This is a genomic window from Leisingera sp. F5 (assembly GCF_001593695.1).
The window spans coordinates 65,870-79,240 of the sequence record NZ_LUKH01000001.1; the positions used below are offsets into that span (position 1 = coordinate 65,870).

A 13,371-nucleotide genomic window follows, 5' to 3' on the forward strand; every position below is an offset into this window, starting at 1 on the left:
CTTTTCGTCGTGCCGCCGTGGGTGGACTGGCAGAAAGTCGTTGAGCGCGAGATATGCCACAATGGGCAGCAATAAAAGGGCCGCAGCCGGAGAAACTTGATTTCCCGCAAACTCAAGCAGCCAATCCATGCCGTTACTCTGGCGCCTTGGTGGTCAGCGCCAGGGCGTGCAGCTCGCCGTCGGGGCCGTCCATCTTGCCTTTCAGCGCGGCGTAGACGGCGCGCTGCTGCTGGACGCGGTTCTTGCCGCGGAAGCTTTCGTCGACGACCATGGCGGACATATGCACGCCGTCGGTGCCGGCCACCTGGATTTCAGCGTCGGGGAAGCTCTCGCGCAGCAGTTCTTCGATTTCGTGGGCTTGCATGGGCATCCGGGGAAGTCCTTTGTCTTGTTTGGTAAAAATGTAGGTTGGCACCGGGGGCTGTGCAAGCGGGATTAACCGCCGTCCTGCGCAAAAGGGGCAAGGGTTTCGACAAATTCCGGCACCGCCGCCAGTGCGTCTTGCACGGCTTCCTCCTCAAAATCCCAGGTGGATGAAGGATCATCCGGGCAAAGCGCGGCAGTCAGGTCTGCGCAGCGGGTTTGCAGGTCCCGCGGCAAGGGCAGAGCGGCGGCCTCCTGAAGCACCAGAAGCGCTTCGTGGATGGGCCGCAGCACCCGCAGGGCATAGGTCATATGGGTCAGCAGGTCAGGATCATCGCGCCAGGTTTCGCCGTCGAACAGCACTTGCGTCACCCGCTGGCCAGCGCCGGCGCAGGAATAGGCCACGCAGCCGCCGAAACCGCAAGTTGCCAGATCGCCGTGGATGGAGCAGCGGAAATCCGGGGTGAGGTTGGGGCAGGGGGTGTCTGCCTGTTTCAGCAGGCCGAAATCCTCATGCGCCTCAAACGGATAGGCGGCACAGCACAGACCTGCGCAGCGGCTGCAATCTTCTGTCAGCTCAGGAAGGGTCATGGGCCGGTCCCCGTGTCAAAAGAAAGGGCGGGACAGCTGCGCTACCCCACCCTAAGTATCAGTCTGCTGCGGCGCCGGGTAAAAGGCGCCGCGTGTTTCTATCAGGCGACAGCAGCAGCAAAGCTGGAACGGAAGACGTCCTTCAGCTCGGCCAGCGGCGCCTCGGAACCACCGATTTTCACTGTGTCGCCACCGAATTTACCGACAGAGGTAATGGTCACGCCGGCCTGGCCGGCGGCCAGCATCAGCCCTTCGGCCTGGTCGAAATTGCAGGCAATCAGGTAGCGCGCCTGATCTTCGCCAAACACTGTCTGGGTGTCGCCCGCGTCGATCTGCACGCCAACGCCGGCCTCTTCGGCCATTTCAAACGCTGCCAGTGCCAGGCCGCCGTCGCCAAGGTCGGTGCAGGCCTTGATCAGCTCGCGGTTGGCGCGGATGAACTCGCCGTTGCGCTTTTCAGCTTCCAGATCAACCGCCGGCGCGTCGCCGTCTTCGCGGTTGAAGACTTCGGCCAGCAGGGCGGACTGGCCCAGATGGCCGATGGTTTCGCCCACCAGCAGGGCCACATGGCCGTCGCGGGCCTCGCCGATGATCGGCTCCTCGCCCGCGGCAATCAGGCCTACGGCGCCGATGGTCGGGGTGGGCAGGATGCCCTTGCCGTCGGTTTCATTATAGAGCGAGACGTTGCCGGAAACGATCGGCATGTCGAGCGCCGCAACCGCCTCGCCGATGCCTTTGATGGCGCCGACGAACTGGCCCATGATCTCGGGCTTTTCGGGGTTGCCAAAGTTCAGGTTGTCAGTTGTTGCCAAGGGCTTGGCGCCTACAGCTGTCAGGTTGCGATAGGCCTCGGCCACGGCCTGTTTGCCGCCCTCGAACGGGTTTGCCTTGACGTAGCGCGGGGTCACGTCGGAGGTGAAGGCCAGTTTCTTATCGGTGCCATGCACCCGGACAATGCCGGAACCCGCACCGGGCCGGCGGGCGGTGTCGCCCATCACGGTGGTGTCGTATTGCTCGTAAACCCACTGCTTGCCCGCGTAGTTCGGCGAGGTCAGCAGAGCCTTCAGGCCGTCAATCGGATCAATTGTGGGCACGTCGGCGTCGGTCAGCGGTTCAGCCGCCGGGGTCGGCACCCAGGGGCGGTCGTACTCCGGCGCGGTAGAGGCCAGTTTCGACAGCACCAGATCGGCCTTCACTTCACCGTTGTGCAGGATCAGGAAGCGGTCTTCGGCAATGGTCTCGCCGACGATAGCAAAATCCAGATCCCATTTTTCGAACACTGCGCGGGCGTCGGCTTCCAGCTCGGGCTTCAGCACCATCAGCATGCGTTCCTGAGATTCCGACAGCATCATCTCATAGGCTGTCATGTTCTCTTCGCGCTGCGGCACATCTTCGAGGTTCAGCTTGACGCCCAGCTTGCCCTTGTCGCCCATTTCCACGGCAGAACAGGTGAGGCCGGCAGCGCCCATGTCCTGGATCGAGATCACTGCGCCGGTCTGCATCAGCTCCAGCGTGGCTTCCATCAGGCGTTTTTCGGTGAAGGGATCGCCGACCTGAACGGTGGGGCGTTTTTCCTCGATGGTGTCGTCGAATTCCGCCGACGCCATGGTCGCGCCGCCAACACCGTCACGCCCCGTTTTGGCGCCGAGGTAAACCACTGGCATGCCAACGCCGGATGCGGCGGAGTAGAAAATGCTGTCGGTCTTGGCCAGACCCGCAGCAAAGGCGTTGACCAGGCAGTTGCCGTTATAGGCCGGGTGGAAGCGGACTTCACCGCCTGCGCACGGCACGCCAAAGCAGTTGCCATAACCGCCGATGCCTTCAACCACGCCGTTGACCAGCTGGCGGGTCTTGTGGTGGGACGGCTCGCCAAAGGACAGTGAGTTCATCGAGGCGATGGGCCGCGCGCCCATGGTAAAGACATCGCGCAAGATGCCGCCAACCCCGGTTGCCGCACCCTGATAGGGCTCGATGTAGGAGGGGTGGTTGTGGCTTTCCATCTTGAACACCACGGCGTCGCCGTCGCCGATATCCACGATGCCCGCGTTTTCGCCGGGTCCGCAGATCACCTGCGGGCCGTCGGTCGGCAGAGTGCGCAGCCATTTCTTGGAGGACTTGTAAGAGCAGTGCTCGTTCCACATCGCCGAGAAGATGCCCAGCTCGGTGAACGTCGGCTCGCGCCCGATGATTTCCAGGATCAGATCGTATTCGTCGGGCTTCAGCCCGTGATTGGCAATCAGTTCAGGCGTGATGGCGGGTTCCTGCATCCGTAAACGTCCCCAATGGCTGCGATTGCGCGCCTTTTAGGGCAAGGAAGGGCGCGGGGGAAGCGGAATCAGCCGGCTTCCGGCCAGATGCCGGCAGAGGCGTCTTTGCGCCGCAGCGGCTGATCCGCTGCACAGGGTTAAGCTTTAGTCTTTTCAAAGCGGTAGATTTACCGGCGCGCAGCCGGCCACACGCTGAAATTACAAGCATGGCGAAAGTCCCCTGCGGCTTGAAAAAGAAAAGAAAAGACTTTGTTTTTTCCGCCTTGCTACCCAAGTGCATGTCCTTCCCCGCCGGAAGGCCGCCGGAAGCTTTATGGATCAGGAGGCGCGGATCCAGGCTGCCTGATGTTCATTAGCCCTTTGGGGTCAATGTGTTACGGCCAAAAAAAAGGCCGAGCACTAAGCTCGGCCGAAGTCCAACAGGGAGGTATGAAGGGGGGCGAAGCCGCCGCCTCCATGAGCTTCATTTAGGGCGCCGGGCCTGCCCCTTCAAGGGGATTAATGTCAAAGAAGGGTCAATGCTGGTATGCGGAAATTGCATGGCTTGCAGCGGCTGCACCGGTTCGAACAATTCAAAACCGGTCCAGCCGCTGCAATGCAGCGCGAATTCGGGCTGCTGAGGCGCCGGCGGGGTTCAGAGTTTACCCAGCTCTTTCATATGCTTCCGATGTGCCATGATTTCGGATTGCACAAAGTCGCGGAACGCGCCGACCCGCTGCGAATGGCGCAGTTCTTCGGGGTAGGCGAGGTAGACCGGCACGCTGTGCTGATCTTCTTCCGGCAGCACCTCGACCAATTGCGGGAATTCCTCGGTCACGTAATCCGGCAGAATGCCGACCCCCAGATTGTGCAGCACGCCCTGCAGCACGCCGAAATAGTTGTTGACGGTCAGCAGCGATCCCGGGTTATGGGCCATCAGCATTTTGCCAAGAACCGCGGCTGAGCCGACTTGGGCGGAGCGCTGGTTCTGGCAGATCAGCCGGTGCTGGGAAATGTCTTCAAAAGTTTCCAGGGTGCCGCGCTGTTCCAGGTAGGTGGGAGAGGCATAAAGACCCATCCGCACCGTCATCAGCCGCTTGCGCACCAGATCGGCCTGGCTGGGCTCCTTCATGCGGATGGCGACGTCAGCCTCGCGCATCGGCAGGTCCAGAACACGTTCCTCCAGCATCAGGTCGATTTTCAGATTGGGGTATTGTTCATACAGTTTGGTCAGACGGGGGGCGAGCCACAGGGTGCCGAACCCGACCGTGGTGGTGACGCGCAGTTCACCGAACACTTCTTCTTCGCTGTCGCGGATGCGGGCAGAGGCGGCCTCAAGCCGGGTGGACATGGATTGGGTGGCGTCAAACAGCAGTTCACCCTGTTCGGTGAGAATCAGTCCGCGCGCATGGCGGTGGAAAAGCGTCGCATTCAGGCTTTCCTCCAGCGCCCGAATCTGACGGCTGACCGCCGATTGCGACAGATTCAGCCTGTCCCCGGCATGGGTCAGGCTGCCCGCATCGGCCACCGCGTGAAATATTCTGAGCTTATCCCAATCCATATGCGTTACTTTCTGTGCGTTTGGGGCCGACTGTATGAAATCTTAGTTATGTATCAGTTTCCGTGACGCAAGCGAGCAAAAACGAAAAAAAAGCGGCTATTCAGGTCAGCAATTATGACCTATTCTTAGGGTCAGAAAGTGCAAGCTAATCCCGGTTGAGGAGGCCACGATGAGCACGCCCAAAATATCACTCAACGACAAGTACGACCTGACGAAATCACCGGTGCTGCTGAACGGCACCCAGGCGCTGGTGCGGCTGATGCTGATGCAAAAGCACCGCGACATGGCTGCAGGTCTCAATACCGCCGGACTTGTCACCGGCTACCGCGGTTCGCCCCTTGGGGCGGTTGATCTGCAGATGAGCAAAGCCGAGAAGCAATTGAAGGCGGCGGACGTCACCTTTCAGTACGGGTTGAACGAAGACCTGGCCGTGACCGCCCTGTGGGGCGCGCAGCAGGCCGAGGTGCGCGGCGAGGGCAAATACGACGGCGTTTTCGGCCTGTGGTACGGCAAGGGTCCCGGCGTTGACCGCTCGGGCGATGCGATCCGCCATGCCAATATGGCGGGTTCGTCAAAACACGGCGGCGTGCTGTTGGCGATGGGGGATGACCACACCGGCGAAAGCTCCACCGTGCTGCACCAGTCGGAATGGTCGCTGCTGGATTGCTATCTGCCGATCGTCAGCCCGGCGGGGGTGCAGGAAATCCTCGACTATGGCATCTATGGCTACGCGCTCAGCCGCTTTTCGGGCCTGTGGACCGGCCTCAAGACCATGAAAGACACGATCGAGGTCACCTCGGTTGTGGACGCCAGCCCGGACCGGATGCAGTTGGTCACACCGGAATTCGACATGCCGGCCGACGGGTTGAACATCCGCCTGGACGACGACCGCTTCCGCCAGGAAGACCGGATCATTGATTACAAGCGTTTTGCGGCCGAGGCGTTTTCCCACGCCAACAAGATGGACAAGCGCATGTGGGGCAAGCCCGGCGCCAAGATCGGGTTTGTGGCGGCAGGCAAGAACTGGCTTGACCTGGTGCACGCGCTGAAGCTGCTGAACATTGACGAAAACATGGCCGAACGGCTGGGGCTGACCACCTATAAGGTGGGCCAGACCTGGCCGATGGACATGAAGGGTTTCCACGATTGGGCCGAAGGGCTGGATCTGATCGTTGTGGTAGAGGAAAAGCGCAAACTGATCGAGATCCAGATCAAGGAAGCGATCTTTGACGACCGCCAGGGCCGCCGGGTTTACGGCTGGTACAAGGGGGGGGCGGGCAGCATGCACCGCGAGGAGCTGTTCCCGACCCGCTACGCGTTGGATCCGATCATGATCGCCGAGAAACTGGGCGGTATCCTGATCGAAGAGGGCCGCGAAACCGAAGCAATCAAAGCAGGCCTTGAAGGCCTGGCAGAGGCGCGCCGCGCCGACAACGCCGAGGAAATCGCCACCCGGCTGCCTTACTTCTGTTCGGGCTGCCCGCACAACACCTCGACGCGGCTGCCGGAGGGATCCCGTGCCTATGCCGGCATCGGCTGCCACTTCATGGTGCAATGGATGGACCGCGAGACCACCGGCTTCACCCATATGGGCGGCGAAGGCGTGAACTGGGTGGGCGAGGCGCCGTTCTCAAACCGCAAACATGTGTTCCAGAACCTGGGCGATGGCACCTATAATCACTCCGGTGTGCAGGCAATCCGCGCCGCGTTGGCCGAAGGCACCAACATTACCTACAAGATCCTCTACAATGACGCGGTGGCGATGACCGGCGGCCAACAGGCAGAAGGCGGCCTGACTGCCCAGCAGATCGCGCATGAGCTGACCGCAATGGGCGTCAAGACCATGGCGGTGGTCTATGACGAAAAGGAAGACGTCGACGCCAAGCTGTTCCCAGCAGGCATGCGGATGCATGAACGCGCCGAGATGATGAAGATCCAGCGCGAATTCGAGCAGGTCGAGGGCGTTTCCGCCATCATCTACATCCAGACCTGTGCCGCCGAAAAACGCCGCCGCCGCAAGAAGGGCCAGTTCCCGGACCCGGACCAGCGGGTGTTTATCAACACCGACGTCTGCGAAGGCTGCGGCGATTGCGGGGTGCAGTCGAACTGTGTGTCCATCGTGCCCAAAGACACCGAACTGGGCCGCAAGCGCGCGATTGACCAGTCCTCCTGCAACAAGGATTTCTCCTGCGTCAACGGCTTCTGCCCGTCGTTTGTGACGGTGGAAGGCGCCAAGATCCGCAAGGAGGCGACAGCCGACATCGACCTGCCGCATCTGCCGATGCCGCAGCTGCCGGAGATTGACGGCACCCACAACGTGGTGATCACCGGCGTCGGCGGCACTGGCGTTGTGACCATCGGTGCGGTGCTGGCGCAGGCGGCGCAGATCGACGGCAAAGGCGCCGGGCTGATGGAAATGGCCGGCCTCGCCCAGAAAGGCGGCGCGGTGCATATCCACTGCCGGATTGCCAACACCCCCGAAGACATCTCGGCGATCCGCGTCGCCACCGGCGAGGCGCACGCGCTGATCGGCGGCGATTTGGTGGTCAGCGCCGGCTCCAAAACCCTGGGCCTCACGTCCACTGGCCAGACCGGCGCAGTGGTGAACAACCACGAAATCATCACTGGCGAGTTCACCAAAAACACCGAGTTCAAGGTGCCGACCGACCGCCTGGAAGTGGCGCTGCAGGCCCGCCTGCGCGACCGGGTGGATCTGTTCGATGCCTCTGATCTGGCCCGCGCCACGATGGGCGACTCGATCTTCTCGAATATGATGGTGTTCGGCGGTGCCTGGCAAAAGGGGCTGGTGCCTGTCAGCTTTGAGGCGATCAAGCAGGCGATCAAGATGAACGGCGCTGCTGTAGAGCGCAACCTGCGTGCCTTTGACATCGGCCGCTGGGCGGTGCTGCACCCGGAAGAGGCCGCCAAGCTGATCCAGCCTCAGGCCGGGAACAAGCCGAAAACGCTTGAAGAAAAAATCAACTTCCGCGCTGATCACCTGGTGGCTTATCAGGGCAAAGGGCTGGCCAGGCGCTACGCCAAGCTGCTGGAAAGCGTCAGCGATTCCGCGCTGAAAGAAGCGGTGGCAAAAGGCTATCACAAGCTGTTGTCCTACAAGGACGAATATGAAGTCGCCCGCCTGCTGCTGGACAGCCGCGCCAAGGCGGAAGCGGAGTTCGAGGGCGACCTCAAGCTGTCCTACCACCTGGCCCCGCCGATGCTGGGCGGTTCTGACCCGGACGGCCGCCCGAAAAAACGCAAGTTCGGCGCGGGCATGGAACGCGGTTTCCGCCTGCTGGCCAAGCTGAAGTCCCTGCGCGGCACCCCTCTGGACATCTTCGGCTACACCGCAGAACGCAAGATGGAGCGCGCGCTGATCAAGCAGTACGAGGCTGACATGAAAGAATGGCTGCCGAAAGCCAGCCCGGAGATCATGGAGCCTCTGCTGGCACTGGCCGAACTGCCGCTGCAGATCCGAGGCTTCGGCCCGGTGAAGATGGCGAACGAGCAAAAGGCCGCCAAACGCCGCGAGGAGCTTCTGACCGCCCTGCGCCAGGGCGGTGTACCGCTGAAACAGGCCGCAGAGTAACCAGGGCCGGGCGGGGCACTCCCGCCCGCTCCGGACCATCCAAAGGATGGCCCTTTCCGGTTGGGCCCGGCGCCGCGCTGACGCGCGGCGTTTGCCGTTCCGTTGCTTCTTTCTGGTCATAAATACCCCGGGGTCCGGGGCAGAGCCCCGGTCCTCCGCTGCCGCAGTCCGTCACACCTCTGTTACGCATCTGTTGCAGACTGCACTCCCGGCCTTATGCGGCCGCTGACACCAGACGGAGACTTCCCGCAGATGCAGGCGCAGCGCCATATTGCCCGTGATATTTCCTATGCCCATTCGGCCTCTACCCGCACAGGCCAGGCGCTGATCCGGCTGATGGAGAACTCCACCGGGCGCCTCAACCTGATCCGCCGCGCCGCAGGCTATGAGCAGGAGGTGGCCTCGGGCCGCAGTTTCTGGTCAGTGATGGCGGACCGTTACGGGCTGTCACTGGACATCGCGGGCGGGTCGCTCAGCAATATCCCGCAGGACCGGCCGGTGATCCTGATCGCCAACCACCCTTACGGCATCCTCGACGGGTTGATGATGGGCCATATCCTGGCGGAAACCCGCAGCGATTTCCGCATTCTGGCGCATCAGGTATTCCGCCGCGCCGAGGACCTGAACAAGGTGATCCTGCCGGTCGACTTCGCCGAGACCAAAGAGGCGATGAGGACCAACCTGGAAACCCGCAAGAAGGCGCTCAGCTATCTGGGGCAGGGCGGCGCCATCGGCATCTTCCCGGGCGGCACGGTGTCCACCGCAGCGCATCCCTTGGGCCACCCGATGGACCCGGGCTGGCGCGGCTTTACCGCCCGGATGATTGCCAAATCGGACGCCGTGGTAGTGCCGGTGTACTTTGACGGCCACACCTCGCGCCTGTTCCAGATCGCCAGCCACCTGCATGCCACCCTGCGCATGGGGCTGCTGATCAAGGAATTCCGCAAGCGCGTTGACACACCGGTCCGGGTGGTTCTCGGCGAGCCCATCGGCCGTGACGTTCTGGACCCTCTGGCCAAAGATACAAAAGCGCTTATGGATTTTCTGCGCAAAGCCACGTATGAGCTGTCTCCAGTACCGCTCAAATCCTTCGGTTACGGGTTTGAGTTCGAAGAGAAACACCGCGCATGAGAGAGCTTTATGGCTGTTGGCATCTTTGATTCAGGCCTGGGCGGGCTGACCGTCCTGGACGCGGCGCAAAAGCGCCTGCCGGATGTGGATTTCCTCTACTACGGCGATAACGACCGCGCGCCTTACGGCGTGCGCGATGCAGAGGACGTCTACCAGCTGACCAAATCCGCAGTGGAGGATATGTGGGACAAAGGCTGCGATCTGGTGATCCTCGCCTGCAACACCGCCTCGGCTGCTGCGCTGCGCCGGATGCAGGAGGGCGGGCTGCCCCAGGGCAAGCGGGTGCTGGGCGTCTTTGTGCCGCTGATCGAGGCGCTGACCGAACGCCAATGGGGCGACAACTCGCCGCCGCGTGAAGTCGCCACCAAGCATGTTGCGCTGTTCGCCACGCCTGCCACCGTCGCCAGCCGCGCCTTTCAGCGGGAACTGGCCTTTCGGGCTATCGGTGTGGACGTCGAGGCGCAGGCCTGCGGCGGCGTCGTGGATGCGATTGAGGACGGCGATCTGATTCTGGCGGAAGCGCTGGTGCGCAGCCATGTAGACGCCTTGAAGCGCAAGATGCCGCATCCGCAGGCGGCGATCCTCGGCTGCACCCATTACCCGCTGATGGAGCAGACGTTTCAGGCGGCACTGGGACCGGACGTCAAAGTGTTCAGCCAGGGCAACCTGGTGGCAGACAGCCTGGCCGACTACCTGACACGGCATCCCGGCATGCAGGGCAATGGTGCTGACGGCTATTTTACCACCGGCGACCCGGGCCGCGTCAGCGACCGGGCGACCCAGTTTCTCCGACGGGAAATCACCTTTCAGGCGGCGTGACCACGAACGCCCTGGAACCTTGTTCCAGGTCAAAGTGCGCAAGCGCAAATCCCCCTAATTCTCTCCGCAGATGGCTGCGGAACCGGCATATCATATCGAAAGACGAGGTCTGACATGACCCATAAAGTGGCTATTCTTGGCGCGTCCGGCTACACCGGCGCCGAACTGGTGCGGCTGATCGCCCAGCATCCGAACATCGAAATCGCGGCGCTCTCGGCTGATCGCAAGGCTGGCATGGCCATGGCCCAGGTCTTTCCGCACCTGCGCCATATGGAATTGCCGGTGCTGTGCAAAATCGATGAGATTGATTTCTCCGGCATTGACCTGTGCTTCTGCGCGTTGCCGCACAAGACCAGCCAGGAAGTGATTGCCGCACTGCCCAAGACCCTGAAGATCGTGGATCTGTCGGCGGACTTCCGGCTGCGCGACCCTGCGGCATATGAAAAATGGTACGGCAACCCGCACAGTGCCCTGGAACAGCAGGAAGAGGCGGTCTATGGCCTCACCGAATTCTACCGGGATGAGATCAAATCGGCACGTTTGGTGGCCGGCACCGGCTGTAACGCGGCGACCGGCCAGTTCGCCCTGCGGCCGCTGATCGCGGAGGGCGTGATCGATCTGGACGACATTATTCTGGACCTGAAATGCGCGGTTTCCGGCGCCGGCCGGTCGCTCAAGGAAAACCTGCTGCACGCAGAGCTGAGCGAAGGCTATCACGCCTATGCCATCGGCGGCACCCACCGGCACCTGGGCGAGTTCGACCAGGAGTTCAGCAAGATCGCAGGCCGCGCCGTAAAGGTGCAGTTCACCCCGCATCTGCTCCCCGCCAACCGCGGCATTCTGGCCACCGTCTATGTAAAGGGCGACGCGCGGACGATCCATGAGACCTTCGCCAAGGCTTACGCAGATGAGCCCTTTATCGAACTTCTGCCCTTTGGCGAGGCGCCCTCGACCCACCATGTGCGCGGCTCCAACTTCTGCCATATCGGCGTGGCGCAGGACCGGATCGAGGGCCGCGCCATTGTGATTGCAGCACTTGATAACCTGACAAAAGGTAGCAGCGGCCAGGCCTTGCAGAACGCAAACCTGATGTTAGGTGAGACTGAGACCGAAGGGCTGATGATGGCGCCGCTGTTCCCCTGATCCGGAGGGCGGCGAAATCAGGGGCCTTGAAATGAGGACACCATGAAGAACCTGAAGAAACAGCGCCGGATCCAAGTCATTGCCGTTGCCGCGGTGGCTTTGGTCGTTGCAACCGCCCTGATCGGCTATGCCATGCGCGACGGGATCAACTATTTCCGCTCGCCCAGCCAGGTGGCCGAGGCGCCGCCGAAACCGTCCGAAGTGTTCCGCATCGGCGGGCTGGTCGAAGAAGGAAGCCTGCTGCGCGGTCAGGGCGAAACCGTGCGCTTTGCCGTCACCGATGGCGGTGCCACGGTGCAGGTCGCCTTTACTGGTGTGCTGCCGGATCTGTTTGAGGAAAACCAGGGCATGGTCGGTACTGGCCGTTATGTGAACGGTGTCTTTGAAGCCTCTGAAATTCTGGCGAAACATGACGAAACCTATATGCCCAAGGAAGTCATGGATGCGTTGAAGGAGCAGGGGGTCTATCAGGAACCTGAAACCTGATTTTTCCCGGCTTTTTTGAGTATAGAAGGCCCCGCAGGACTGGCGTCCTGCGGGGCCTTTTTCGCTTCAGGGCTCCGGGAAACAGAACCTGGGTGTTGCGCGGGCAGCGTACGGTGGTCTCAGCAGATCTTAGCGCTTTCGGGGCAGCATACCTGCGTTGAAAGTGGTGAGGTGCTATGCAGAGTGTACAGGAAATCGCGACGGAAATTGTGGCGCGTGAAGGCGGATTTGTGAATGATCCGGATGATCCCGGCGGCGCCACCAAATACGGTGTGACTATCGGAACATTGCAGCGGCTGGGGCTGGATGCAACCGGCGACGGGAACGTGGACGCAAGGGATGTGAAGGCGCTGAGCCGCGCACAGGCCGTGGACATCTTCATCCGCCACTATTTCGACGCACCCCGTATCGCCAGCCTGCCGGTGTGCCTTCAGGCCACGGTCTTCGATATGTATGTGAACGCGGGCATCAACGCGGTGCGCATTCTTCAGCGCCTGCTGCGGGAGATGGGCTATGCCGTGACCGTGGACGGCGTTATCGGCCCGCAAACCGCATCGGCGGCAGAGCAGGCAGCCTTGGTTGACCCGGACGCCTTGCGCGACGCCTATGGCATCGCGAGGCGCAATTATTACTTCCGTCTCGCGGATCAGCGCCCCGCCAGCCGCAAATTCGCCCGCGCCCGCGACGGCACAAAAGGCGGCTGGATCCGGCGGGCCGAGGAATTCATCTCTGCCCAGTACCATCTGAGCCGCCAGGCGTTTCAGCAAAGGACCGCGGCATGGGGCTGATCGCAGATCTAATTGGCCTGATTTTCGGGCGCCACCGCAATGCTTTGCGGGAAACCGTTGAAGTCTTTCGCGAAAACGCCGAGGCCGGTGCAGTCCGGTCGCATGAAATGCAGACCGCCGCGCTGAGCCAGTTAGCCGCGGAATTCCAGTACGGCGGCAAAAGCCGGTTTGACCGTTTTATGGACGCGGTGAACCGGCTGCCGCGGCCGATGCTGGCGCTGGGAACCTTGGCGCTGCTGGTTTCGGCGCTCTCTGATCCCGTCTGGTTCGCCGCCCGGATGCAGGGACTCGCGCTGGTGCCGGAGCCGTTATGGTGGCTTTTGGGCGTCATTGTTTCCTTCTATTTCGGCGCCCGCCACCAAGTGAAATCGCAGGAGTTCCGGAAAGGGCTGGCCGCCAGCCTGGCACAAGTCCCGCAAGTGGCCGGTAACATTGCCGCGCTGGAGCGGTTGCGGGCAGACTCACCTGCCGCCGCCGTCGCCGGTACCAGCGCTGCCACCCGGATAGAACCCACAGCGAATGAGGATAATCCGGCTTTAAATGCCTGGAAATCCCGCAGAGGCTGATCACAATCTGCACACTGCGGCGGCGTGGCACGGCGAATGCCATTGGCGCCTCCGCCGGACAGGCGTATAGAAAAGCCAGCCTAACAGA

11 protein-coding genes are annotated in these 13,371 nt (G+C 61.9%); 7 read left to right on the forward strand and 4 right to left on the reverse strand.

All coding sequences use genetic code 11. The features are described from left to right. Positions 1 to 133 precede the first annotated feature (133 nt). From A2I95_RS00295 to A2I95_RS00310, 4 genes are all read right to left on the reverse strand, one after another. Positions 134 to 370 (reverse strand): BolA/IbaG family iron-sulfur metabolism protein, encoded by a 237-nt coding sequence (locus A2I95_RS00295; RefSeq protein ID WP_019297755.1) that lies wholly within the window; start codon positions 368 to 370, stop codon positions 134 to 136. Between the two features lie 65 nt (positions 371 to 435). Continuing rightward, positions 436 to 954, reverse strand: coding sequence for a hypothetical protein (locus tag A2I95_RS00300; protein WP_291726571.1), 519 nt, complete (start codon positions 952 to 954; stop codon positions 436 to 438). 101 nt (positions 955 to 1,055) lie between these two features. Further along, positions 1,056 to 3,221 carry a phosphoribosylformylglycinamidine synthase subunit PurL gene (gene purL, locus A2I95_RS00305; RefSeq protein ID WP_291726573.1) on the reverse strand — a complete coding sequence of 722 codons (2,166 nt, stop codon included), beginning with the start codon at positions 3,219 to 3,221 and terminating at the stop codon, positions 1,056 to 1,058. Positions 3,222 to 3,855: 634 nt separating this feature from the next. Further along, positions 3,856 to 4,761: a LysR family transcriptional regulator gene (locus A2I95_RS00310; protein WP_291726576.1), complete on the reverse strand. Its 906-nt coding sequence runs from the start codon at positions 4,759 to 4,761 to the stop codon at positions 3,856 to 3,858. A gap of 169 nt (positions 4,762 to 4,930) precedes the next feature. On the opposite strand from A2I95_RS00310, the gene A2I95_RS00315 reads away from it, so the two are divergent. The 7 genes from A2I95_RS00315 (at position 4,931) to A2I95_RS00345 (ending at position 13,283) form a co-directional block, all read left to right on the forward strand. Then, on the forward strand, positions 4,931 to 8,350 hold the full coding sequence (locus A2I95_RS00315) for an indolepyruvate ferredoxin oxidoreductase family protein (protein WP_291726578.1): 3,420 nt from the start codon (positions 4,931 to 4,933) through the stop codon (positions 8,348 to 8,350). A gap of 252 nt (positions 8,351 to 8,602) precedes the next feature. Then, entirely contained in the window at positions 8,603 to 9,481 is an 879-nt protein-coding gene (locus A2I95_RS00320; RefSeq protein ID WP_291726580.1) for a lysophospholipid acyltransferase family protein, read from the forward strand. Positions 9,482 to 9,490: 9 nt separating this feature from the next. After that, positions 9,491 to 10,300 (forward strand): glutamate racemase, encoded by an 810-nt coding sequence (locus A2I95_RS00325; RefSeq protein WP_291726582.1) that lies wholly within the window; start codon positions 9,491 to 9,493, stop codon positions 10,298 to 10,300. Positions 10,301 to 10,414: 114 nt separating this feature from the next. Further along, complete coding sequence (gene argC / locus A2I95_RS00330) at positions 10,415 to 11,443, forward strand: N-acetyl-gamma-glutamyl-phosphate reductase (RefSeq protein ID WP_291726584.1); 1,029 nt, start codon at positions 10,415 to 10,417, stop codon at positions 11,441 to 11,443. Positions 11,444 to 11,485: 42 nt separating this feature from the next. After that, positions 11,486 to 11,929, forward strand: coding sequence for a cytochrome c maturation protein CcmE (gene ccmE / locus A2I95_RS00335; RefSeq protein WP_291726586.1), 444 nt, complete (start codon positions 11,486 to 11,488; stop codon positions 11,927 to 11,929). Positions 11,930 to 12,105: 176 nt separating this feature from the next. Continuing rightward, on the forward strand, positions 12,106 to 12,717 hold the full coding sequence (locus A2I95_RS00340) for a holin-associated N-acetylmuramidase (RefSeq protein ID WP_291726588.1): 612 nt from the start codon (positions 12,106 to 12,108) through the stop codon (positions 12,715 to 12,717). Beyond that, a complete protein-coding gene (locus A2I95_RS00345; protein WP_291726590.1) occupies positions 12,708 to 13,283 on the forward strand; it encodes a holin family protein in 576 nt (191 codons plus the stop codon). Before A2I95_RS00340 ends, A2I95_RS00345 begins: the two co-directional genes overlap by 10 nt. The last annotated feature ends 88 nt before the right edge of the window (positions 13,284 to 13,371 follow it).

What these genes read in the sequence shown, in the direction of transcription:
- ccmE (WP_291726586.1), top strand. Translation starts at nt 11,486, where the DNA reads ATGAAGAACCTGAAGAAACAGCGCCGGATCCAAGTCATTGCCGTTGCC.
- purL (WP_291726573.1), bottom strand. Translation starts at nt 3,221, where the DNA reads ATGCAGGAACCCGCCATCACGCCTGAACTGATTGCCAATCACGGGCTG.
- A2I95_RS00315 (WP_291726578.1), top strand. Translation starts at nt 4,931, where the DNA reads ATGAGCACGCCCAAAATATCACTCAACGACAAGTACGACCTGACGAAA.
- A2I95_RS00295 (WP_019297755.1), bottom strand. Translation starts at nt 370, where the DNA reads ATGCCCATGCAAGCCCACGAAATCGAAGAACTGCTGCGCGAGAGCTTC.
- A2I95_RS00325 (WP_291726582.1), top strand. Translation starts at nt 9,491, where the DNA reads ATGGCTGTTGGCATCTTTGATTCAGGCCTGGGCGGGCTGACCGTCCTG.
- A2I95_RS00300 (WP_291726571.1), bottom strand. Translation starts at nt 954, where the DNA reads ATGACCCTTCCTGAGCTGACAGAAGATTGCAGCCGCTGCGCAGGTCTG.
- A2I95_RS00340 (WP_291726588.1), top strand. Translation starts at nt 12,106, where the DNA reads ATGCAGAGTGTACAGGAAATCGCGACGGAAATTGTGGCGCGTGAAGGC.
- A2I95_RS00345 (WP_291726590.1), top strand. Translation starts at nt 12,708, where the DNA reads ATGGGGCTGATCGCAGATCTAATTGGCCTGATTTTCGGGCGCCACCGC.
- A2I95_RS00310 (WP_291726576.1), bottom strand. Translation starts at nt 4,761, where the DNA reads ATGGATTGGGATAAGCTCAGAATATTTCACGCGGTGGCCGATGCGGGC.
- argC (WP_291726584.1), top strand. Translation starts at nt 10,415, where the DNA reads ATGACCCATAAAGTGGCTATTCTTGGCGCGTCCGGCTACACCGGCGCC.
- A2I95_RS00320 (WP_291726580.1), top strand. Translation starts at nt 8,603, where the DNA reads ATGCAGGCGCAGCGCCATATTGCCCGTGATATTTCCTATGCCCATTCG.